This is a genomic window from Nodosilinea sp. P-1105 (assembly GCF_012911975.1).
Lineage (GTDB): Bacteria > Cyanobacteriota > Cyanobacteriia > Phormidesmidales > Phormidesmidaceae > Nodosilinea.
This window is the reverse complement of record NZ_SMDQ01000052.1, coordinates 1-23235: the sequence shown is the minus strand read 5'-3', so window position 1 is coordinate 23235 and position 23235 is coordinate 1. Positions and strand designations below refer to the sequence as shown.

At 57.2% G+C, this 23235-nt stretch carries 20 protein-coding genes and 1 pseudogene; 12 read left to right on the top strand and 9 right to left on the bottom strand.

Going from position 1 to position 23235, the window contains the following annotated elements; translation table 11 throughout:
• The first annotated feature begins 56 nt into the window (after positions 1-56).
• From E1H13_RS19050 to E1H13_RS26955, 4 genes are all read left to right on the top strand, one after another.
• Complete coding sequence (locus E1H13_RS19050) at positions 57-1625, top strand: AAA-like domain-containing protein (protein ID WP_169615580.1); 1569 nt, start codon at positions 57-59, stop codon at positions 1623-1625.
• A gap of 99 nt (positions 1626-1724) precedes the next feature.
• Positions 1725-2303: a Uma2 family endonuclease gene (locus E1H13_RS19045; protein WP_169615578.1), complete on the top strand. Its 579-nt coding sequence runs from the start codon at positions 1725-1727 to the stop codon at positions 2301-2303.
• A 9-nt stretch (positions 2304-2312) separates the two neighbouring features.
• Positions 2313-2549, top strand: coding sequence for a DUF2283 domain-containing protein (locus tag E1H13_RS19040; protein ID WP_169615576.1), 237 nt, complete (start codon positions 2313-2315; stop codon positions 2547-2549).
• A gap of 112 nt (positions 2550-2661) precedes the next feature.
• Positions 2662-6834 carry an AAA-like domain-containing protein gene (locus E1H13_RS26955; protein ID WP_206070705.1) on the top strand — a complete coding sequence of 1391 codons (4173 nt, stop codon included), beginning with the start codon at positions 2662-2664 and terminating at the stop codon, positions 6832-6834.
• Positions 6835-6946: 112 nt separating this feature from the next.
• Here the strand turns inward: E1H13_RS26955 and E1H13_RS19005 are convergent, their stop codons facing one another.
• A complete protein-coding gene (locus E1H13_RS19005; RefSeq protein ID WP_169615574.1) occupies positions 6947-7207 on the bottom strand; it encodes an AbrB/MazE/SpoVT family DNA-binding domain-containing protein in 261 nt (86 codons plus the stop codon).
• Between the two features lie 339 nt (positions 7208-7546).
• On the opposite strand from E1H13_RS19005, the gene E1H13_RS19000 reads away from it, so the two are divergent.
• On the top strand, positions 7547-8119 hold the full coding sequence (locus tag E1H13_RS19000; protein WP_169615572.1) for a Uma2 family endonuclease: 573 nt from the start codon (positions 7547-7549) through the stop codon (positions 8117-8119).
• A gap of 371 nt (positions 8120-8490) precedes the next feature.
• Here E1H13_RS19000 and ugpC read toward each other — a convergent pair whose 3' ends face one another.
• Genes ugpC through E1H13_RS18980 form a run of 4 tightly spaced genes read right to left on the bottom strand, consistent with a single transcriptional unit; the run spans position 8491 to position 12830 of the window.
• Positions 8491-9597: a sn-glycerol-3-phosphate ABC transporter ATP-binding protein UgpC gene (ugpC, locus tag E1H13_RS18995; protein ID WP_169615570.1), complete on the bottom strand. Its 1107-nt coding sequence runs from the start codon at positions 9595-9597 to the stop codon at positions 8491-8493.
• Positions 9597-10499 carry a carbohydrate ABC transporter permease gene (locus E1H13_RS18990; RefSeq protein WP_169615568.1) on the bottom strand — a complete coding sequence of 301 codons (903 nt, stop codon included), beginning with the start codon at positions 10497-10499 and terminating at the stop codon, positions 9597-9599. The genes ugpC and E1H13_RS18990 overlap by 1 nt, the downstream gene beginning before the upstream one ends.
• Entirely contained in the window at positions 10496-11482 is a 987-nt protein-coding gene (locus E1H13_RS18985; RefSeq protein ID WP_169615566.1) for a sugar ABC transporter permease, read from the bottom strand. Before E1H13_RS18985 ends, E1H13_RS18990 begins: the two co-directional genes overlap by 4 nt.
• A 49-nt stretch (positions 11483-11531) precedes the next feature.
• On the bottom strand, positions 11532-12830 hold the full coding sequence (locus tag E1H13_RS18980; RefSeq protein ID WP_169615564.1) for an ABC transporter substrate-binding protein: 1299 nt from the start codon (positions 12828-12830) through the stop codon (positions 11532-11534).
• 417 nt (positions 12831-13247) lie between these two features.
• Here E1H13_RS18980 and E1H13_RS18975 point away from each other — a divergent pair, with 417 nt between their 5' ends.
• Positions 13248-13964, top strand: coding sequence for a hypothetical protein (locus tag E1H13_RS18975; protein WP_169615562.1), 717 nt, complete (start codon positions 13248-13250; stop codon positions 13962-13964).
• Positions 13965-14853: 889 nt separating this feature from the next.
• On the opposite strand, the pseudogene E1H13_RS18970 reads toward E1H13_RS18975, so the two are convergent.
• A pseudogene (locus E1H13_RS18970) lies at positions 14854-15804 on the bottom strand (sulfurtransferase); the annotation flags it as partial.
• Between the two features lie 429 nt (positions 15805-16233).
• On the opposite strand from E1H13_RS18970, the gene E1H13_RS18965 reads away from it, so the two are divergent.
• Positions 16234-17055 carry an AraC family transcriptional regulator gene (locus tag E1H13_RS18965; protein ID WP_169615561.1) on the top strand — a complete coding sequence of 274 codons (822 nt, stop codon included), beginning with the start codon at positions 16234-16236 and terminating at the stop codon, positions 17053-17055.
• 53 nt (positions 17056-17108) lie between these two features.
• Positions 17109-17354 carry a regulatory protein SipA gene (gene sipA, locus E1H13_RS18960; RefSeq protein WP_169615559.1) on the top strand — a complete coding sequence of 82 codons (246 nt, stop codon included), beginning with the start codon at positions 17109-17111 and terminating at the stop codon, positions 17352-17354.
• A gap of 69 nt (positions 17355-17423) precedes the next feature.
• Here the strand turns inward: sipA and E1H13_RS18955 are convergent, their stop codons facing one another.
• Together E1H13_RS18955 and E1H13_RS18950 are read right to left on the bottom strand one after the other, a co-directional pair.
• Complete coding sequence (locus E1H13_RS18955; protein ID WP_169615557.1) at positions 17424-17744, bottom strand: hypothetical protein; 321 nt, start codon at positions 17742-17744, stop codon at positions 17424-17426.
• A gap of 126 nt (positions 17745-17870) precedes the next feature.
• Entirely contained in the window at positions 17871-18323 is a 453-nt protein-coding gene (locus tag E1H13_RS18950) for a YaiI/YqxD family protein (protein ID WP_169615556.1), read from the bottom strand.
• A 32-nt stretch (positions 18324-18355) separates the two neighbouring features.
• Between E1H13_RS18950 and E1H13_RS27730 the strand changes: the two genes are divergently transcribed.
• Positions 18356-18481, top strand: a complete 126-nt coding sequence (locus E1H13_RS27730) for a CHRD domain-containing protein (protein WP_169615608.1) — start codon at positions 18356-18358, stop codon at positions 18479-18481.
• 122 nt (positions 18482-18603) lie between these two features.
• Positions 18604-19794 carry an NAD(P)/FAD-dependent oxidoreductase gene (locus E1H13_RS18940; RefSeq protein WP_169615555.1) on the top strand — a complete coding sequence of 397 codons (1191 nt, stop codon included), beginning with the start codon at positions 18604-18606 and terminating at the stop codon, positions 19792-19794.
• On the opposite strand, the gene E1H13_RS18935 is transcribed toward E1H13_RS18940, so the two are convergent.
• Positions 19791-20501, bottom strand: coding sequence for a GntR family transcriptional regulator (locus E1H13_RS18935; RefSeq protein ID WP_169615553.1), 711 nt, complete (start codon positions 20499-20501; stop codon positions 19791-19793). The genes E1H13_RS18940 and E1H13_RS18935 overlap by 4 nt on opposite strands.
• Positions 20502-20736: 235 nt before the next feature.
• Here E1H13_RS18935 and E1H13_RS18930 point away from each other — a divergent pair, with 235 nt between their 5' ends.
• Entirely contained in the window at positions 20737-21687 is a 951-nt protein-coding gene (locus E1H13_RS18930; protein ID WP_169615551.1) for a fatty acid desaturase family protein, read from the top strand.
• Between the two features lie 13 nt (positions 21688-21700).
• Positions 21701-22699: an alpha/beta fold hydrolase gene (locus E1H13_RS18925; RefSeq protein WP_169615549.1), complete on the top strand. Its 999-nt coding sequence runs from the start codon at positions 21701-21703 to the stop codon at positions 22697-22699.
• Positions 22700-23235: the final 536 nt, after the last annotated feature.

Here is a 23235-nt window from a genome sequence, read left to right as displayed (position 1 = left end):
TGCCAGATTGGGGCTGCACCGCCTAACTTAGACCTAACCTGCATTCTCCCTTCCCCATGACCGCAGACGCCTTCCCCCCGGCCCAGGTGTTTATTAGCTATCGCAGCCAAGACCCCGACCAGGCTCTGGCGCTTGAGCTTCAGGCGGCCCTGGAAGCGGCAGGCCATGTACCGTTTATGGCGGCGGCTAGCATTCGGTTGGGGGATAACTGGGCTAAACGCATTGATGAGGCCCTAGAGCGCTGTGACTATTTTGTGGTGCTGCTGTCGGAGCGATCGGCCACCAGCGAAATGGTCACCGAAGAGGTGCGGCGGGCCAGGGAATTGCGGGATGCTCGCCCCAACGACAAGCCCCGCATTTTGCCAATTCGGGTGAACTTCCCGCTAGATTCTCCCCTCAACTATGACCTGCGGGGCTACCTGAACCGCTTGCAACAGCGGAGCTGGCATTCTCCGGCCGATACGCCTGGGATCGTCCAGGAAATGCTGACCCTGATGGCGACGGACACCGCCCCACCCCCAGCCCCGGAGGAGACCCAATTGCCGGTCGCCCCACTGCAGGACAGTCCTGATGCCCCGCCCCTGCCCGTGGCTGAACCAGAACTGCTGCGGGAACCCGGAGGCGTGGTGCCGATTAAATCGGGCCTCTACATCGAGCGGCCCCCGGTGGAGCAAGACTGCTATGCCGAAATTATGCAGCCGGGGGCGCTAATTCGGATTAAAGCACCCCGCCAGATGGGCAAAACCTCCCTGATGGCTCGGATTTTGAACTATGCCAGCCAGCAGGGCTACGCGGCTGTGCCCCTAAGCTTGCAGCGGGCCGACAGTAGCCTGTTTACTGACCTGGATCAGTTTCTACGCTGGATCTGTGAACAGGTGCGCCGTAAGCTGAAGCGACGAGACAACCTGGATGATTACTGGCAAGGGTTTGGCAGCAAAGATAAGTGCAATGCCTATTTTGAAGACTGTCTGCTGGAAGACCTGGATACCCCCCTGGTGCTGGCCTTGGATGAGGTAGACATGGTGTTTCCCCACCGGCAGGTGGCCGATGACTTTTTTGGCCTGTTGCGATCGTGGTACGAGTCGGCCCGCTACGGCGACTTTGGCAGCGACCTATGGGAAAAGCTACGGCTGGTGATTGTTCATTCCACCGAAGCCTATGTGCCGCTGAACATCAACCAGTCCCCCTTTAACGTGGGTAAAACCGTCGAGTTGGCCGAGTTTACCTCGGCCCAGGTGCAGCAGTTGGCCCAGCGCTATGGCCTGAGTTGGGGCGACCCCCAGGCCCAGCAACTGATGACCCTGATTGGCGGCCATCCCTACCTGGTGCGCAAAGCCCTGTACCACCTGCGCCGAGGGGAAGCTAATCTGGATAACCTGAGTGCCACTGCCGCTACGGAGTCGGGGATCTACAGCGACCACCTGCGGCGACACCTGTACAATTTGCAACGCTACCCCGAGCTGGCCGAGGCCATGCGGCAGGTGGTGGTAAAGCGGGAAGCGGTGACGGTGGCCGCCGAAGCCGCCTTTAAGCTAGACAGTATGGGCCTGGTGGAGCTCCAGGGCAATGAGGCGCTGCCCCGCTGTGATGTCTATCGGCAGTATTTTCGAGAGCATTTGCGCTAGCCTTGGGGAGACCAGTTGCTTTTAGGCCGGGCTTTGCCCTCTGTCAAACCCCCTGTCAAACCTCTGTCAAACTTGCCCTATTGATGGCGGAGCTTACCCATGACCGCTTTCACTGTCACCCTCGAACCGGTCGGTGCCCTGACTGACGAAGCCTTTTACCAGCTTTGTCAGGCCAATCCTGACATCAAGTTTGAGCGTTCTGCCCAGGGAGAGTTGATCATTATGGCACCCACCGGAGGCGAAAGCGGTCGTCGTAATGCCGACATTACCATCGAGCTGGGACTTTGGAACCGCCAAACCCAGCTTGGCTACGTCTTCGACTCCTCGACTTGCTTTAAGCTGCCCAATGGGGCTGAGCGATCGCCCGATGCCGCCTGGATTGAAGCCAGCCGCTGGCAAGCCCTGAGCCCCGAAGACCGGGAAAAATTTCCGCCCATTGCCCCTGACTTTGTGATCGAGCTGCGATCGCTCAGCGACAGTCTGGCCAGGTTGCAGGCCAAAATGGCAGAATACCGAGATAATGGCGTCAGGCTGGGCTGGTTGATCAACCCCCAAGACCAGCAGGTGGAAATCTACCGCCCCGGTCAGGATGTTGAAATTTTAAACGCTCCTGCGGAACTCAGAGGCGACCCGGTTCTCCTGGGCTTTAGCCTGCCTCTAACCTCAATCCTTACCTAGCAAACAGGTATGGCCATCACTCAAGTTAATGTTGGCGGCTATCTCAAGATGGCTAAAGCACTACAAACTGTGGAACAACGCCCCTGCTGGATGATGTTTGATGCAGAGGCTGATGTCCTGTACATCAACTTTGATCAGCCAGCCCGATCCGCTACTGATAGCGAGGTCACTGACGATGACGTCGTAATTCGCTATGCCGATGATCAGGTGATTGGCCTCACCATTTTGTCAGTAAGCCAGCGGTAGTGGGCGGGGATACCCAATGGGATGCATGAAGAAAATCCCAAGCTTGGGGCTGTCAATCCGAAAGCGCCCCTATGATGGGCGTAGTCTAGGGTAATGTGCCCCCCTTTGCCCCATGCCTAATCGCTACAACGTCGGCGGCAGCTTAGCCAAAGATGCCCCCAGCTATGTCTATCGCCAGGCCGATGAGGACTTCTTCCAGGCTCTGAAGCAGGGGGAATTTTGCTATGTGTTGAACTCGCGGCAGATGGGTAAGTCGAGCCTGCGGGTGCGCACTACCCAGCGCTTGCAGGCAGAGGGCATCGCCTGTGGCATCATCGATATCACTGCCATTGGCAGCCACGACATTACCCCAGAGCAGTGGTACCTGGGGGTAATGCGGCGACTGGCCCGTAGCCTGGGCCTGAAGGTCAAGGTGGTGCCCTGGTGGAACGAACACAGCGGCCTGTCGCCGGTACAGCGGCTAGGGGAGTTTTTAGAAGATGTGGTACTGGCCACCCTGTCCCAGCCAGTTGTAATTTTCATTGATGAAATCGACAGCATTCTGCGGCTAGATTTCAAAGACGACTTTTTTGCCCTGATTCGCGCCTGCTACAACCAGCGGGCCGACCACGACGCCTACCACCGCCTCACCTTTGCCCTGCTGGGGGTGGCCACCCCCTCGGACCTGATTCAAGATAAAAAGCGCACCCCGTTTAACATTGGTCGAGCGATTGAACTCTATGGCTTTCGACCTGGGGAAGTGGAGCCGCTGACGGCGGGGCTGAGGGATAAAGCCGACGATCCGGCAGCGGTGCTGCAAGCCATTCTGACCTGGACCGGCGGCCAGCCCCTACTGACTCAAAAGCTGTGCCAGCTGATGGCTGAATCGCCGGAGTACCTGGCGGCGGGGGACGAAGCCCAACGAGTGGAACAGTTGGTGCGCACCCGCATCATCGACAATTGGGAAGCCCAGGACGAACCCGAACACCTGCGCACGATTCGCGATCGCCTGTTTCGGGACGACAATGCCGTGGCGCGGTTGCTGGGGCTGTACCAACAAACCCTGCAGCAGGGCTACCTGGAGGCCGACGGCAGCCGAGAACAGATTGAACTGCGCCTCTCGGGCCTGGTGGTGGAGCGCAATGGTCAACTGCGATCGTTTAACCCGATTTACCAGGCGGTGTTTAGCCCTGAGTGGGTGGCCCAACAACTGGCGGAGCTGCGCCCCTATGCCGCTAACCTGACCGCCTGGGCAGCCTCGGCCAGAGCCGATGAGTCGCGGTTGTTGCGGGGTCAAGCCCTGGAAGATGCCCAGGCCTGGGCCATGGGCAAAAGCCTGGGGGATGATGATTACCAGTTTTTGACCGCCAGCGAAAAGTTAGATAAGCAAGCAATTCAGGAAGCCAATCGGATTTTAGCAGCGGCCCAGCGGGAAGCGGAACAGGAACTACAAGCGGCCAGGGAAACCAACCGCAAAGCGCGGCGTTTGCTGGCAGGCACGGTAGCGGTGGCGGCGATCGTCGCTACTGCCACCGGAGGAGCGGCTATTTTTGCCACCCGCGAGGCCCAGGAGGCTAGGGCCGATGCCACCGACAGCCAAATTAAAGCCGAGCAACAGCAAAGAACCGCCAGCTTTGCAGAACTGAAGGCTGACTTTAATGTAGGGGTAGCGAGCATGCGAGCCGGGATTGCTGACCGGCGATCGGTGGCAGCGATCGAGCGGGAGCAGGAGGCCCAGCAGCAGGTGGACGAGGCGGCGGCGCAACTGGCTGAGATTGATCGGCAAGCTCAACAGGAACAGCAGGCGGCTCGGGAGGCGGTGGAAAGGGCCACTACCCAACTCACTCAGGCCCAAGCCGCTCGGGCTGAGGCTGAAACGGCGGCTTCCCAAGCCAAGGTTGAGACGGAAGCGGCCCTGGCTGAGCGAGAGCGAGCCAGCGATGAAGCCACCCTGGTCAGGCGTGTGACAAATCTAGAACGGGCTGGGTTTGCCGCTAGCCAAACGTTTCGGTTTCAAGAGACGGAGGGATTGTTCGCAGCCTATAGGGCAGCTAATGGGGCGATTCAGGTGATGAATCAAGCTAGCAAGATGTTGGCCACTGATAAAGTCGATTACTTGGCCGCTAGTCCTCTATTGGCTTTGCAAACGAGCTTGAATGAAATCCGCGAAACCCGGCTGGAAGGCCATCAAAGCAGTGTTTGGCAGGTGACGTTCAGTCCCGATGGCGACCTGATCGCGACGAGCGGAAACGACGGCACCGTCCGTCTGTGGGACTTAAGCGGCCATCAACTCGCCCTCATGGAAGGCCATCAGGGCAGCGTCTGGCAGGTGGCGTTCAGTCCCGATGGCGACCTGATCGCGACGAGCGGAAACGACGGCACCGTCCGTCTGTGGGACTTAAGCGGCCATCAACTCGCCCTCATGGAAGGCCATCAGGGCAGCGTCTGGCAGGTGGCGTTCAGTCCTGATGGCGATCTGATCGCCACTCGCGGGGCGGACGGTACGGCGCGGCTGTGGGACCTACAGGGGAATCAGGTTGCAGTGATGGAGGGCCATCAAGGCAGTGTCTGGCAGGTGGCGTTCAGTCCTGATGGCCGCCAGATAGCGACGAGCGGAGACGATGGCACTATCCGGCTGTGGGACTTAAGCGGCTATCAACTGGCGGTGATGGAAGGGCATCAGGGCTCCGTTCGGCAAGTTTCGTTCAGTCCCGATGGCCGCCAGATAGCGACGAGCGGAGAGGACGGCACCGCCCGGCTGTGGGACCTAAGGGGCAATCAACTGGCGGTGATGGAAGGCCATCAGGGGAGGGGCTGGCAAGTGCGTTTCAGCCCCGATGGCTCCCAAATTGCCACGAGCGGAGAGGAGGGCACCGCCCGGCTGTGGGACCTAAGGGGCAATCAACTGGCGGTGATGGAAGGCCATCAGGGGAGGGTCTGGCATGTGGTGTTCAGTCCCGATGGCCGCCAGATAGCGACGAGCGGAGAGGACGGCACTGCCCGGCTGTGGGATTCAAGTGGTAATCAACTGGCGGTAATAGAAGGTCCTCAGAGAGGCATTTTAATGAAGCTATCTGAGCCTGGTGGCGGCACAATATTCACGAATATGCAGATAGTTTTCAGTCCCAATGGTCGCCAAATTGCCACGGGCGGGCCTGATGACACGGTGCGGCTGTGGGACTTAGGGGGCAATCAGTTAGCAGTACTAGAAGGTTATCAGGGTAATACCAGGGAAGTTGTTTTCAGTCCTGAGAGAGATAAAATCGCGACGAGCGGTGTGGATGGGACGGCCCATCTGTGGGACTTAAGCGGCCATCAGCTAGCGGTGATAGAAGGTCATCAGGGCAACATCTGGCAAGTGGTTTTCAGTCCCGATGGCCGCCAGATAGCGACGAGCGGGGAGGACGGAACGGCACGGCTATGGGATTTGCAGGGGAACCAGTTGGCGCGGCTAGAGAATCATCAAGGCAGTATTTTTCAAGTAGCGTACCGTCCGGATGGCCGCCAGATCGCGACGAGCGGGGAGGACGGAACGGTGCAGCTGTGGGATCTCCAGGGAAATAAGTTGGGGCAGTTGGAGGACGTGACGGCGTGGAGAGGAAGTAATCAAGGCAGGGTCAGTCAGGCTGTGTTCAGCCCAGGCGGCTCCCATCTCGCGATGCGCGGTGCGGACGGGACAGCGCGACTGTGGAACCTACAGGGTAATGAGTTGACTCGGCTAAACGGCCATCAAGGCCCTATCTTTCAGGTAGCGTTCAGTCCCGATGGCAACCTGATTGCCACGAGCGGTGCGGATGGCACGGCGCGGCTGTGGGACTTAAGCGGCCACCAACTCGCTCTCATGGAAGGCCATCAGGGCAGCGTCTGGCATGTGGCATTCAGTCCCGATGGTGACCTGATCGCGACAAGCGGAGAGGACGGCACGGCGCGGCTGTGGGACCCTTCGGGCCAGCAACTGGCGGTGTTGGAAGGCCATCAAGGCGGTGTCACTCAAGTGGCGTTCAGTCCCGATGGCGACCAGATTGCCACCAGCGGGGGTGACGGCACTACTCGTATCTGGGCCTTAAACGGCCAACAAATTGCCCAATTTGAAGGAACGGGTGACTTCAATGCAGATTGGACTCAGATAGCCGTTGCCCTGCCCCCCGATCGCATGCGAGAAAATGGCGTCGTTAAACTCTGGCCGGTCTACACCCTCGATCGCATTGACGATCTACTTGCAGCGGCTTGCCACCGCCTGCGGCCTTACCTAACCCATAACCCCGACCTTTCCGACGAAGACCGAGCCTTATGCGAGGGAAGGTAGCCTGCATTAGGCTAATGGGCAAAGCCAAACGTACTTTATTCTGTTGGTACAACGACAGGTGGCTGTAGCTGTAGCTTTCGGGCTCTACGGGCAAAGCGCTGATCGTCAAAGCTCACCAGGTTTTCACAATGGTTACTCCCATGGCTTTGGCAACATCAAAGTCAGTAAGATGACGGGTAGGGCCAGGGGGACAAACCAACATGCCAAACCCCTCGTCAATGGTGGTGTGAGCGATCGCGCGTTTGACCTCTACTCGAATGGTGTTGCCTTCCAGGGAAAAAGTAAGTTGGCTTCCAGGCGTAATCCCCAAGTGTTTGCGGATGGCAGCCGGTATAACCACCTGGCCATTGTCTGAGACGGTGACAGTAGACATAGGAACTGCCTCTTACTTGGTAAGTCGATTCTATCGTAGTGGACAACAGGTATCGGACTTAGACCGTCATGGCTGCTGTTTGCCAGGTTCTGTCTACAGTTGGCTACCAATGAGGCAGAGCCTCTGGGGAGCGTTCCCACGCAGAGCATGGGAACGAGGGGCATGGGAACGAGGGGCATGGGAACGAGGGGGAAGCAGGAGGGCGGACGGCTGGGGCAACTCGATGCCCAGGGTAGCGGCCAACATGGGATCGCAGGCGGGGCGAGCGGTTTCGACGGCCCGTTCTAACTACAGTTCTAACTACAATGGATAAAATATGACGCTCGCCCTATTTGAGCCATGATTGCCGCTGCTGACAATCACCCCCTCACCAAGCAGGCCTATCTGGCCCTAGAGCACAGTAGCCCAGAACGCCATGAGTACGTAGCGGGGCAGGTCTATGCCATGGCTGGGGGCAGCGAGGAGCATGACCTGATTGCCGGAAATTTTTATACTCGCCTGCGTGCCCACCTGCGCGGCACCGACTGCCGGGTCTTTTCGGGCAACATGAAAATTCACATTGCGGCCCTAGACATTTTTTACTATCCCGATCTATCGGTAACCTGCGACCCCACAGATGCCGAGCGATACTTTAAAGAACGCCCCAAGCTTTTGGTCCAGGTGTTGTCCCCCGGCACCGAACGGATCGATCGCAGCGAAAAGCTGATCAACTCTCGCCAGATTGAATCGCTGCAAGAGTATGTGCTGGTATCACAAATAGCGGCAGTGGTCGAGGTTTACCGACGAGAGGCCAATGGCAGTTGGGGCCGCGAGGTACTGAAAGATAACAGCCCCTTGCGGCTAGAATCCGTGGGGCTGATCATGACGATGGCGGACATTTATGAAGACATTGTTTTCCCCCGGTCGGGCTGAGAGTGTTCCAGCTAATACGTTATCCAGGGCGTTGGTGAGACCTGACTGTAGGACTGAGTTCGGCATCTCTACTGCGGATATTTTTTTAGATGGAATACTCTGAGGCTTGAACAATCGCCTCCATGGTTCTAGTGCAGCATCAAGTCTTGAATTTAGGGTTAGCAGATGTAGAGACTTGTTGGCATCAAGGTCCGAAATCCCCTCCTTTGGAGGGGTAGGGGTGGGTCAAGCAAGCCCGAAGGAACCCACCCCGCCCTCCGGGCACCCCTCCGTGGGAGGGGATGGTAAGTCCTGATGTGTTGAAACAACCTCTCTGAAGATCTAAAGACTTTTGCAAAGCACTTACCCTAATTTTTAGTCTTGACGGACCACTAGACCAAGGCCTGTTCCGAGGCCCGATCAAACAGGTGAAAACGGTTCATATCGAAGCTCACCTGCACCGTCTGCCCCGGTTGAAAGCGAGAGCGGGGATCAATCCGGGCCAAGAACTCATGGCCATCGACCAGGGCCAGGTAGACAATCACCTCATGGCCCATCATTTCGACCACGGACACCGTCGCCTTGAGCTCAACTGGATTAATGCCGGGGGGGGCAAACTGCGGATCATAGATATTCTCGGGCCGGATGCCAAACACCAGGGGCTGACCCAGGTAAGGCTGGAGACTGGCTTTGACCGAGGCCGGGACCGGCAGCCGCAGGGTACCGGCTTCGATCCACAGCTGATCGCCAGCGGGTTGCAAACTGGCCTGGAAAAAGTTCATGGCTGGACTGCCCATAAAGCCCGCCACAAACATGTTATTGGGTCGTTTATAAAGGTTTTGGGGGGTATCGACCTGCTGCAAAATCCCCTGGTTCATCACAGCGATGCGGCTGCCCATGGTCATGGCCTCCACCTGGTCGTGGGTGACATAGACGAAGGTGGTGCCCAGCTTTTTGTGCAGCTTGCTGAGTTCGGCTCGGGCTTGCACCCGCAGCTTGGCATCCAGGTTAGATAGGGGTTCATCCATCAAAAAGGCGGCTGGATTGCGGACGATGGCCCGACCCACGGCTACCCGCTGTCGCTGACCGCCAGACAACTGTTTCGGTTTGCGGTCTAGCAAGCCCTCAATGCCCAGTTGGGTGGCTGCCGCTTGGACCCGCTGCTGAATATCAGCCTTGGGGGTGCCCTGCAACTGGAGGCTAAAGGCCATGTTGTCGAACACGCTCATGTGGGGATACAGGGCATAGGACTGAAACACCATGGCGATGTCCCGTTCTCGGGGGGAACGCTGGTTAATCCGCTGGCCATCAATATAGATGCTGCCCTGGCTGATGGTTTCTAGCCCGGCCAACATACGCAAACAGGTGGTTTTGCCGCAGCCAGACGGCCCCACCAGCACCAGAAACTCATCGGCCTCAATCGCCAGGTTGAGGTCTTTGACTGCCACAAAACCGTTCTCGTACTGTTTGGTGACCTGCTCGAACACAATGTGCGCCATTATCCCTTCACTGAACCTGCCAATAAACCGCGAACAAAGTACCGCTGTAGCCCCAGAAAGACCAGCAGTGGCACCACCATAGAAATAAAGGCCCCTGCGGTCAGCAGGTGCCAGTCCTGGCCTCGATCGCCCACTAAGTTGCGCAGAACCAGGGTGACGGGGGCCACCTCTTGGTTGCCGCCCAGGTAGACCAGGGCGACCAGCAGGTCATTCCACACCCAGAGGAATTGGAACACCGCAAAGGAGGCAATGGCTGGGGTAGAGAGGGGCACCACGATGCGGGTAAAAATTTTCAGGTGGGAAGCTCCATCCACGGCGGCGGCTTCAATCAGATCCCGGGGTAGGGTGCCGATGTAGTTGCGCAGCAGGTAAATGCCCAGGGGCATGCCGTAGCCCGTGTGGGCCAACCACACCCCCAAAAAGGTACCAGATAGTCCCAGACTGTTGTAGGCCCGCAGCACAGGAATCAGGGTCATTTGCAGCGGCACCACCAGCAACCCGACAATCACCACAAACAGCAACTGTCGTCCGGGAAACTGCATCCAGGCCAGGGCATAGGCGGCAAAGGTGGCGATCGCAATCGGCATCACCGTCGCTGGAATGGTGATGATTAAACTATTTATGAAGGCCTGCCCCATCCCCTGACGGGTGAGCACAGTGATGTAGTTGCCCAGGTGAAACTGGGTGGGATCCAAAGGGGGCACAAACACGGACCACCAGCCACTGGTGAGCAGGGCGTCGGGCTGGCGAAAGGAGCTGATCAGCAGGCCAGCGGTGGGCAGGGTCCACAGCAGGGCAATGACAATTACCACCAGATGGACCGGGGCAGTGGTCAGCAGCGTCTCTAACCGATCGACCCAGGTGCGGGCCTGGGCTGGGCGTTTTGGAGATAGGCTGCTCATCGGTTAGCCTCCTGCTGCTGAAAGCGACGAATGTTGGCCACCATGACCGGAATGACAGCCAGGAGCAAAATTACCGCGATCGCGCTGCCCCGGCCAAAGTTGCGGAAGTTGAACATCTCTTTAATCATGCGGCTGGCAATCACATCCGTGTCTAGATTGCCACCGGTCATCACAAACACAATGTCGAACACCTTCAACACCAGCACAATGATCGTGGTCGAAACCACCACAATGGTGGAGTTGATCATGGGAATAGTAATCCGCCAAAAAATCTGAAACTCGTTGGCCCCATCGATGCGGGCCGCCTCAATCACATCCTGGGGAATGCCCTTAACGGCGGAGGAGAGCAGCACCATGGCAAAGCCGGTTTGCAGCCAGATCATAATCGCAATCAGGGCGAAGTTATTCACCGTTCTGTTTACCAGCCAGCCTACGGGCTCGAATCCCAGAGCCACCACAATCGCATTCAGTAAGCCAATCTGCTCGAAGCCCGGCGGTTGGTAGGCATAGACAAACCGCCAGATGACGCTGGCCCCCACGAACGAAATGGCCATGGGTAAAAAGATCAGCGCCTTAGCCAGGGGCTCGTAGGGCACCCGATCCACCAATACCGCAATCACCAGGCCCAAGCTGACACTGATGCCAGTCACCAACACCAGCCACAGCAGATTGTTGCGGAAGGCAATCAACATGGCGGAGTTGGTAAAGGCAAAGATGTAGTTGTCCAAGCCGACGAAGGCTTCCGATCGCCGGTCCATAAAGCTGATGATCAGGGTGCGAATCGTCGGTAAGATCAAAAAGGCCGCCAACACCGCCAGGGCCGGGGTCATGTAAACCCAGGGCAAAACCCGCGATCGCAGCCCATAGGGCAAGTAATTAACCAGCCAGTTAGCCCCGTAGAACAGGGCAATAATCCCCCCGGAACCTAGGACAATGGCGGCGATCGCGCTTAATAGCCGCATGAGGTTGGCAGTATCTTGCATGATGTTTTGTGATGCCGTTGGTCACGAATGCCCGCTCAAAATCCAGGCGCTAATTGGGCCAGCTGTCATCAATATTAGCCAGCACCCGATCCAAATCTTGACCGCCGACATAGTCGACAATGCCACTCCAGAAGGTGCCGGTACCCACCACCCCCGGCATCATATCAGAGGCATCAAACCGGACGATCTCCGCATCGGCCAAAATCTCAGCCTGTTGCCGGGTAACCTGATCGGGATACACCTCCAGGCCGACCGCCTCGTGGGGCGAGATGAATCCCCCCAGCGAGGCCCAGATCTCATGGGGTTCCGGAGTCGCCAGGTAAGCCATCAAGGCTTGGGCTTCAGGGGTGTCATTGAACATGGCAAACACATCCCCCGCCACCAAGACCGGGGTGCCAAATTCCGGGTTAATGCCTGGTAACGGAAACACCGCCACCGTTTCTCCGGGCACCACCGTCTCCGGTAAGAAGCTGGCGATAAAATTCGCCTGCCGATGCAGATAGCAGCGAGGCGGATCCGTAAATAAGCCGCGAATTGAGTCGCCAAAGGGGGTGCTGATTGCCCCCACCGTGCCGCCAGAGATGTAATCGGGGTTGAGCACAATCTCGCCAAACCGCTCAAAGGCGTTGCGCACCGGCTCAGAATCAAAGGGAATCTCGTTCGTAATCCACTGGTCGTAGACCTCTGGCCCAGCAGTACGCAACATGATGTCTTCCACCCAGTCAGTACCTACCCAGCCCGTGGCATCACCACTTTCCATCCCCAAACACCAGGGGGTATTGCCATCGGCCACAATCTGGTCGCTGAGGGCGATCATTTCATCCCAGGTGGTGGGTATGGCATAGCCTGCTGCCTCAAACTCCTGGGGGTTGTACCACACCAGACTTTTCACCGAGGCCCGCAGCCATACCCCATACAGCTGATCATCAATGGTGGCCAGATCGAGCCAATCCTGGGCATAGGCCACCTGCAAATCTGCTGGGTCTAAGGCCGTATCAACCGGCACCAGCTGCCCGGCCTCAGCAAAATCGGCCATCAACCCCGGTTGGGGAAACATGGCAATGTCTGGCGCATCGCCCGACTCCACCCGCACGGGCAGCAGGGTGGCAAAGGCATCGGTCCCTTCGTAAAGCACAGTAATGCCAGTTTCTGCCTCAAAGGGGGCCAGGGCTGCTTCCAACCGGTCCTGCTGTTCTCCCACCACCACACCGAGGATGGTTACGGTGCCTGGCCCACTAGCCTCAGTGTCAGTTTGGGTTTGGTTGCCATTGCAGGCTGCTAACAAAGACAGGCTGAGACCAAGGGTAACCACCTGGCTCCAATGCCTGCTTAAGGTTGCACTGTTCATATTTTGTCGTCAAATTTTATAGTTAAATGGTTTTTATCCTTTCACCATAGAGGAGGATGGCACCCAGGGCAAAACGTGCAGACGGCCCTTGGGAGACAATCCACGACCGCTTACGGGCTTGGAGCGGGTATCGGCAGGGCAGCCAGAAAGCCCGTCGGAGGTGACTTTTGACAGTCAAAGCATGGAACTGTGCCGATTAAGAGTAAGGCTTCAGCCGAAGACTTCTCTCACCTAATCCAGCAGGCACGGTGGTTGAGATAGGTGACATAAGTAGATGCCGGATAACTTCGACAGGAGCAGGTATTATCCTGTAAATCCGGTGGATAGTATCCATCACGATAGTGGTTATCCACCGGATATGACGATTAATTAATATGTAATATATGGCTGGATAGCTAGTGATTCTTGTGCCGAGCCATGAGCAGCTGTAAACCGAAAAACCTTAACAGAATCGACGATATGTCCGCAGAGATTCTCTCGCGGCTTAAAGAGCATACCCAGCTGTTGCAACAAATCGAATTCTCAGAGGATTTCGAAACGCACCCTGCTCTAAGTGAAATCGTCCGAGAATTGGATGCTATTGCTATATGTGAAGCAGAGGGGATCGTAGGCGTTCACTACACGAGAGGAGAACAAGGGCACTTTTCGCGTGACGGGCTCGTTCCTTGCAGCGGATACGAGCGTCGCATCAAATTTCTGGAAGAACACGGCTATCGGTTCAGCTCAGCTCAGCTAGAGAGACTCAAACAAGGTTGGCAGTCCTATTTCACCCACGAACAGAACAAAGTTCGCGATGGACGCGTTTGGTTCAACCTGACGAGAGTGGCCATGTCCAATGGTGGCGCGGAGCCACTACTCTCTCATTACGGAGGGGAGGTAGTATACATGCCGTTCTCTCAGGATACTGAGATTGAGTCGATACTTCGTGAGATCGGGAGCCCGCTTATTATTGAGTGCGCGCTGTACCCCCGAAACGCCCGTACATTCTGCGAGCACCCATGGGGCCGTACTTGGCTGTCCAGTTATCACTGCACTGTAAATCCGGACGCACTTCAGTGGGACGTAGACCTCTACACTGAGGAGCCCATTGACCCCGGTGCAATACTCAACATTGAGGTGGTGGAAGTTGATTGAAGCGATTTATCATCGCTGTCTCAAATTGTTCTGAACTCTGGCGTTAGGTGGCTTAGAGCTGGCTGACCTACAAAAGTTGATTACAGGTAACTGAGCACCCTACTGTGCGGTGGTTGGGGAAATTGAATGGAAAAAGGGGAAGGCACCGGGTAGTGCATTAATGCGTTACCCGGAGCTAGAGGTTGTTGCCGATGAATTGGGACGCCCGCACTCTACACAAAGTGTCAGTGTAGGGTCGTTTATGCAAGCATTGACTCAAACCAGGCGATGAAGCGATCGCCCAAGGCCGTTAGGGAATACTCCGTCGAGCTGATCGACAGCTTTCATTAGGGCACATTCCGCAACCACTATAGGTGGCATTGAAGTACACATGTACACTCTTGATATAGAGTGGTTTATCTGGTGCATGCACTAAGGCGAGTGTAGTGCTGATATACTATGCCACCCCTGGGGGCAACCTGCGGAATGTGCAATTAGGGAACGGCTGCGGTTATTCGATGCCCAAGGTATTGGCCAACATGCGATCGAAGGCGGGTCGTGCGGTCTGGACAGCCCGCTCTAAATTCGGGTCGGGGTAGAGTTCAGTCATAAACCCCAGATCCAGCATAGATAGTGTGGGTACGCCGTCCTCCTCGTAGAAGGCCAGATGACCACAGGGCATCATGGCCATGGTGTGCAACCCAGCGGCCACAATATCGCTAGCGATGGCGGGATAGCAGATTTTGAGGGCGGTCACATCGCCGCCGAGGAGGCTAATCTCAGCTAGAAACAGCCAGTCGTCTTGGCTTTCAGTATACTCGCGCACCAGTTGCGCCGCCGTTGCCGCCGGTTGGTTGAGCTGATAGATCAGGAAGTTATCTGGGTTGGTGGCAGTCGGAGCCGCTGGTGGCATATCCGGGTCATACCCTTTGGCCACGGGCAAATCGGCCTGGGCCGAGTACTCTGTCCAGGAACCTTCGTAAACCCGCACGTTGGGATAGCCCAGCAGATGCTTTAGCACCACGTAGGGCAGGGTAGCTTCCCGGCCAGTACTACAGGTGACAATGATGGTGTCTTCCGGGGTAATGCCTCGTTCCACCATCAGGGCTTGCAGCTGCTCGCGGGACTTCAGCTGGTGCAGGTTATCGTCCCCAGCGGTCAGCAATGGCCAGGGAATATTTTTGGCCCCAGGGATGTGGCCGTTGCGGATAAAGACGTTTTCTTCTCCGGCAAACAACGCTGCCGGACGGGGGTCAATAAACACCACATCCGCCGCTTCGTTAACGTATTGCCGCACCTGGTCTAGGGTGACGCGAATCGCGTCATTGTCTTGCATCGTCAAGGAGCCCGGTTCGTACTGGGGAAAGGTTTGGCTGACGGGCAGCCCCGCCGCCTGATAGCCCTTAAAGCCGCCATCTAGCACGGCGGCCCCATGGCCGCTACGCTCTAGCAAATAGGCCACCATGGTAGCGCCCAGAATGTTGGGACCATCGGCGTAGATCACCACCTGGCTATCGTCGTTGACCCCCGCCTGGGCAAACAAACTGGCAATCTTTGGCTCTGACCAGTACTGTACCGGTAGTCGGCCATTTGGCCCGCGAAAGGTATTGTCAGCCAGGTGCACAGCCCCAGGTACATGACCGGCCATATATGCCAGGGGGTTAAGACGCACATCCAAAACCCTCAGGTTCGGATCATCCCTGTGATCGGCTACCCACTGGGGACTAACAACACTAATGGCAGCAGGGCTGGGACTGGCTGACCAACTAGGCGCGGCCAGTAAGGGCACTAGGGCAACTGTGGCCAGGGTCAGTACAAAGGCCACCAGTCGGCCTTTCCATGAGGTTATTCGCGACAACATCGCTCAACTCCAATAACACTTATCAACTATCTGTGAATCCATCTAGCTGGCAGCGAGCTGAGACAAACGTTTTTGGCCGGTTTAGGATAAAGAAGAGGAGGCTGGGATGTCTGCAGCTTCTCCATCGGGTTCATCATTGGGATCCATCCATACCAGGTCCACCTCAAGACCTGCTCAGCTTGAGGCGTGACGTTTTCCCACGGGCAGAACTCCAGCGCTTGGTTTGGGCCGGGGTTCTAGGCTGACCAGCAGCATAGAGTCAAGACCGCTCAATGCTAGTGCTCAGGCAGGACCCCTGTCTTGAAGAAAATTGACCTCAACCCCTAAATCCCCAAGAATGAGGGGAAGAGTTTCAACTATCGCTCTCCGTGGACAACAGCACAACCTTTGTCGTGGCCCTAAATGGGCTGAAAACTTTGGAGGCTGACTATGTTTCACTGGCAATACGCAATCAGACAGCCTCCCCCTGGGCTGAGCAGCTTGGTTTGCCCTTACATTCGTCATTCACAAAACTTAAAGCAGCCAGTTCGGCTCTTTCAGGTTCCCAGCCCCAATATTTATGTTGTGATCGGCTTGGGGGAGGCCTGTTCGTTGAGCGGCCAGGGTATATCAAGGCAGCTGCAATCCTTTCTGGTAGACGTCAAAACCTTTCCCCTGGTCACAGAGCATAGTGGACAACAGTGTTTCATCCTGATTCCTTTACCCCCTTTGTCGGGCTATCAGCTCTTGGGGGAACGCTTGCTCGACTGTACCGAAAAAGTGATTCCCTTAAGCGACATTTGGGGAAGAGAGAGCGATTTGCTTATGGAACAGCTGGCCGACCAGCCCTCCTGGCCAGAGCAGTTTTCTATGATTGACCATTTCCTGATGGAGAAGTTTGCCCAGTCTGAGTATGACGTTTGTCCAGAAATAGTCTGGGCCTGGCAGCAGTTGATAGCCCAAAGCGGTCACGCCTCTCTTCAAAAAATGGCTAAAACCATCGGTTGGAGCTATCGCCATTTCTCGAGACGCTTTCAGCAGCACATTGGAATTACGCCAAAGCTAGCAGCCCGTCAGATTCGGTTTTATACATCTCTGCAACTCCTGAGCATGTCCCATGAGTATCCCCTCAGTCAGATCGCATTGGCGAATGGATATTCTGACCAAAGCCACTTTACCCGGGAGTTTCACGCTTTTTCTGGCTGTTCTCCAAAAACCTTTCGAGATTCCCATAAGGCTGGTTTGGCAGGTATTTCAGGGTATGTCTTATGATCCATACTCTATGGAATGGTGCACCATCATCTGTCGTCGAGCTGAGAAATCCTATGGCCACTGACTTTACCATCGGCGATCGCGTTACCCTAATCGCCCTGCCCCCCTACTTTAAAACCGCTGAGCCCATGCCCATGTTGCGACCTGCAGACACCCTGGAGGTCGGAGACGAGGGGGTGATCCTCGATCGACGGCCCGCTGGCTATTGGGGGGTCAAGTTTGGGCGGGGGGCATTTTTGGTGGACAGCCAGTTTTTGGCTAAGGCGGAGCCAGAATCTGCCGACGGAGAAGAGGTCTAGAAAGGCAGCGGACGCCCAGGTTAACCCCTGCCCATCCACCCACCACTCATCCACCCTCCAAATAAAGCTCTATTCAGCAGAACTGTCTTCCGTTGCCGTGTCCTCAGATGCCGCCGTATCCTCTGTCGTGGCTTCGCCCTCGGCTTCGGTGGCATCTGGCTGTTCGGGCTCCGTCGCTTTGGGCTGGGGCCGAGGGCCACGCATTAGGGCCGGGGGTACCGCTGGCTGGCGATCTTCATCGCGATCGCGACCACCCCGTCGCCCTTTGCCGCCACGACGCTCTTTGTTCGGGCGATCCTTGTTAGCCAGTCTATCTACCCCTACGGTGATGACTTTCTTTTTGGGCTTTTCAGAAGATGTGTCGGGGGATGTATCAGGGGTATCGGCCATGACTTCCTTGGGGTTAACGCCGTGACGATCTTACCGTGAATTGCTAGTCCCTTGGAGACTCGACCCGAACTCAGCCTAAGGATAGGGGCCACCCCTAGGGTGGGGTTATCTTGGGTATGACAGAGGTTAGGAGAAACCCTGCTGGCGCAAAAACCGATCCAGCTGGTTGGCAAAGGCCCCGCGATCGCGCTGACTAAAGGCCGGTGGACCGCCGGTCTCGACTCCGCCCCGGCGCAGTTCCTCCAGAAAATTGCGCATGGACAAGCGCTCGCGAATATTGCCCGCATCGTAAAACTGACCTCGGGGGTTAAGGGCAACGGCCCCCTGCTCGATGGCTGCGGCCGCCAATGGAATGTCGGCGGTAATCACCAAATCCCCCCCCTGGAGATGCTGCACGATGTAGTTATCCGCCACATCTAGGCCGGCCCTAACCAGCACCGTGTCGATGTAGGGCGAATTGGGGATTTGCAGTTCTTGGTTGGCCACCAGGGTGGTTTTCACCCCAACCCGTTTAGCGGCCCGAAACAGAATTTCTTTGATCGCATTGGGGCAGGCATCGGCATCGACCCAAATTTCCATGGCGTCCAGGGGAGTAAATGTCCCGATTGTAGCTGGAGGGGGAATATACCCTCACCCCTGAGCAAATTCAGGCCCTTAACAATGGCATGGTGTATTTGGATGTGCACACCACTCGCTACCGGGGTGGCGAGCTGCGCGGCATTCTAATGCCCATGTAAGGCTGCTCGAAAAACTAACCTTCCCAGGAAGCAGAGGACCTGACCCAGGAAATCTGCAAAAACCATGGTGACTCCCCCCATTTTGAGTTAGAAGGAAGAGGAGGTACCATTGCTTTTTTCCCATGGCAGACGCTCCCCAATCCATTTGTATTCTTGGCGGCGGCTTTGGCGGGCTCTACACCGCCCTACGCCTGAGCCAGCTTCCATGGGGGGCCACGCCTCCCACCATTACATTGGTCGATCATCGCGATCGCTTTTTGTTTTCCCCCCTGCTATACGAACTGGTAACAGGGGAGTTGCAAACCTGGGAAATTGCCCCCCCCTACGAAGACTTGCTAGCCGCTACCCAGGTGCAGTTTCGTCAGGCCGATGTCACCGCCATTGACTTAGACCAACGGCAGGTCAGCCTCAGCCAGGGGAGGCCCCTCACCTATGACCGGTTGGTGTTGGCTCTGGGGGGCGACACCCCGATGGATATGGCCCCCGGTGTGGCCGAATATGCCTTGCCCTTTCGTGCCCTGCAAGACGCCTATCAACTCAAAGAGCGGTTGCGACTGCTGGAGGCTTCTAGCGCCGACAAAATCCGAGTGGCTGTGGTGGGCGGCGGCTACAGTGGGGTAGAACTGGCCTGTAAGCTGGCGGAACGGCTGGGCGATCGCGGTCGGGTGCGTCTAGTCGAGCGGACCGACACTATCTTGCGCACCTCCCCAGAATACAACCGCAAGGTGGCCCAGAAAGTCCTGTCGGACCTGGGGGTGTGGATCGACTTTGAAACCTCTGTAGACCAGGTGACCGCTGACAGCATCAGCCTCACCTTCCGGGAGCAAACCGACATTTTGCCGGTGGACCTGGTGCTGTGGACCGTGGGCACTCGGGTCAACGCTGTCATGGCTAACCTGCCCGTGAACCACAGCGAGCGCCAGCAAATTGTGGTGCAACCCACCCTAGAAGTGGTGGATCGGCCTGGGGTCTATGCCCTGGGAGATGGGGCGGACTGCCGCGATGCTGAGGGACAGCAAGTCCCCGGTACGGCCCAAGCTGCCCTGCAACAGGCAGACTATGTGGGTTGGAATATTTGGGCGTCCCTTAGCGATCGCCCCCAACTGCCCTTCCACTATCGCCACCTGGGGGAAATGCTGACCCTGGGCACCCACCAGGCCACCCTCACCGGGTTGGGGGTGCAACTGGACGGCGACTTGGCCCACATTGCTCGCCGCTTGGCTTACCTGTACCGCATGCCGACCTTTTCGCACCAGGTGCGGGTGGGGCTGAATTGGATGACCAAACCATTGCGGGATCTGCTATCGGCCTAGGCCTGAGTGCTGAGGGAATAGCAAAAGCGATCGGCCCGGGAGATGGTTTCGCCATAGAGCACTGGCTGCTGGTTGGTGGACAAGGCCGTGTAGCGATACACCATCAAGGGATGCCCCAGGGGCACCTCTAGATAACCGCCCATGGCGTAGTCGGCGTGGGTACATTCGATCACCGCATCCACCTGGTCAATGGGGATGTCGTTTTCTGCCAGGGTGGGGAAGGTCATCTGTTGGGTCAGAATGTCAGCTAACCGCTTCCCCAGGTCTGCAATCAAATAGGACACATCCACCGCCCCAGCCGCCCCATCCATCCGGAACAGTTTTTTCTGGAGGTATACCTCAGCACCGGGGGCGATCGCCAGGGCAGCAGCCACGGGTTCTGGGGCGGCTACGGGCTCCAGGGTCAGGTTTTCAAAGCCAAAGTCGATACCCTGGCGGGCCATGTCTTGCTCGAGAAACACCAGGGGACTGGACAGGGAATAGGCGACTTTTTTGCGGGGGGTGACAAAGACCCCCTTGCCCCGGTAGGCGATCGCCAATCCCTGACTAACCAAATTAGCGATCGCCTGGCGCACGGTAATCCGGCTCACATCAAACATGTCCATCAGCTGGTGTTCGCTGGGCAGCTTATCCCCTGGCTGATAGTCCCCAGCGGCAATCTGGCGGCGTAGCTGCTCTGAAATGCTGATGTGCAGTGGGGGAGACATAACAATAAAGACAAATGGGTGGTCAGCATCCGAGGTAGGCGGTGGCAGCTTTGTCACCCCAGGGCAAATGTGCTAAAGTAACTTGTCATAACAAGTTACCGCGCCAGGGGCGTTGCCCCAGCCTGCAGCCAACTTGGCCAGATTTCTGGCGGGTCTGCTGCATAGGGCCCAGGTTCGGGGAAAATTAGCGCTTGAGTCAGTTATTGTTCCATCCTTTGCCCTCAGAATTTTAGCCATGCTTCCGAATGCTACCCCTGCCACGGCTACCCCTGCCACTGAGCCTAGTTTACCGGCCATCAACCCCCGACAGATATTATCCGCCTCAGACCTGACCCAGTTAAACCAGCGGTCTAATCGGGCTGGGGCGGTGCAGTTCGGTGGTCACCTGGGGGCGATCGCCCTGAGTGGCTATCTCTGGGCCACGGCCCCCCTGTGGCTGGCTCTACCGGCTCTGGCCTTCTATGGCACCAGCCTTGCCCTGATGTTTTGCGCCATGCACGAGTGCTGCCACCGTACCGCTTTCGCGAACCCCCGCCTGAACGATGGGGCCGCCTGGCTGGCCGGGTTGCTGTCGTTTTATAACAGTACGTTTTATCGGCGATATCACAAGTGGCACCACCGCTATACCCAGATTCCGGGCAAAGACCCCGAACTGGAAGACCCCAAACCCGCCACCCTGGCCACCTACCTGTGGCAATTAAGTGGGATTCCCTGGTGGATCGGCAAACTGCGGGGGCACAGCCGTGTGGCCCTGGGCAACCTGGAGGGCTGCTATTATTTGCCGGAGAGTGCCCATGCCGAGGTGATTCGCTCTGTGCGACTCCAGCTGGCTGTATACGGGGTGTTGATGGCGATCGCTACGCTATGGGGGCATCCCTGGGGTTGGATCACCTACTGGGTGCTGCCCCTGGCCATCGGTCAGCCGCTGTTACGGTTCGTGCTCCTGGCCGAACATACCGGCTGCCCCAACGAGGCCAATCCCCTGGTCAATACCCGCACCACCCTGACCCGCTGGCCCCTGCGCTGGTTGATGTGGAATATGCCTTTCCACGCCGAGCACCACCTGTACCCGTCGATTCCGTTTCAGGCGTTGCCCCAGGCCCATCAGCAGCTAAAGTCCTACTTTGAGCGGGTCGCACCTGGCTATACCCAAGTCCATCGCCACCTGATCGCCGCCTTGAAATAACCCGGAGCAGTCTATGGCTGAACAATATGTACTGGCAAACTTTCCCTTGCAATGTGGGGTGGTGTTGCCCAAGGCGGAGTTAATTTACCAGGTCTATGGCGAGCTCAACCGCGATCGCACCAACGTCATCCTGTACCCCACCTCCTACGGGGCACAGCATCCCGACATCGACTGGCTGGTGCGCCCCGACGGCATCCTAGACCCCAGCCGCTGGTGCGTGATCATCGTCAACATGTTTGGCAATGGCCTATCAGCCTCTCCTAGCAATTGCCCAGCGGTAGCCAAGCCAGGGGTTTATGTCACCCACTACGACAATGTGCGAGCCCAACACGCCCTATTAGAAGCGCTGGGCATCGACCAACTGGCCCTGGTCTATGGGTGGTCGATGGGGGCACAGCAGGGCTATCACTGGGGGGCACTGTACCCGAACCAGGTGCAACGCATCGCCGCCCTCTGCGGCACCGCCAAAACCACTGACCACAACAAAATTTTTCTCTACAGCCTGCGGGCCGCCCTGACCAGCGACCCGACCTGGAACGGGGACCGGTTTGAGGGCGTGCCCGATCGCGGCTTCCATACCTTTGCCCACATCTATGCCAGCTGGGCGGCCTCCCAGGCCTATTACCGGGCCAAACCCTACCTGGCCCTGGGCTTTGGTTCGTTAGAGGACTACCTGCAACGGGGTTGGGAAGCCAACTACCGGAAGCGTGACCCCCACAACCTGTTAGCGATGATCGATACCTGGCTGCACTGCGATGTCAGCGATAACCCGGTCTACCAGGGGGATTATGGGCGGGCTATGGGGGCGATCGCCGCTCAGACCCTGGTGATGCCCGCCACCACCGACCTGTACTTTACCCCCGAAGATTGCGCCGCCGAAGCAGCCCTGATTCCCAGGGCCGAATATCGTCCGATTCCTTCTATCTGGGGCCACCGGGCCGGTAACCCCTACCAGAATCCGGAGGATGAGGCCTTTATCCGACGCGCGATCGCGGAGCTACTGGCTCAATGAGGTCAGCCTGAGTCCTCAGTGCCACAGCTCACAGGCAAGCCGATCCAGGTCAACCGCCAATTCATCCCAGGGGATGTAAGTGACGGCGATCACAATCGGCCCTAAACTTGATAAACCCCACGGCTGAGCCAGGTTTCGATGAACATGCCAACGCTACCCCTGCGATCAGAGCTGGTCTAAGGCATTCTAAGGGTGGCGACAGCCGCTTCTTCTAACACTCTCACCTATAACGAAATCTATATAACGAAACCGCCCCTGGTGCTCCGGCACTGGGGGTTATTTAATGGGCTCCACCAAAAGCCCCACCATTCCTGGTGAGGCTCTAGTTCAGGTAGGTGGGCTCGATAGCAATACTGTTCGGATAAGGTTCAGGTTGGTATTAGGATCGAGAAATTAAGTTGGGGTCGAACCGTTCCCCTCCCCCGATGGGAGGGTTTTCGGGCGGGGAATTTTGCCCGAGGCTTTTTCACGACCCGTGGATTACTGCGCCCCGCTCGGGGCGGAATGCGTTGTTCTGCCAACTCCGTCATGAGCCA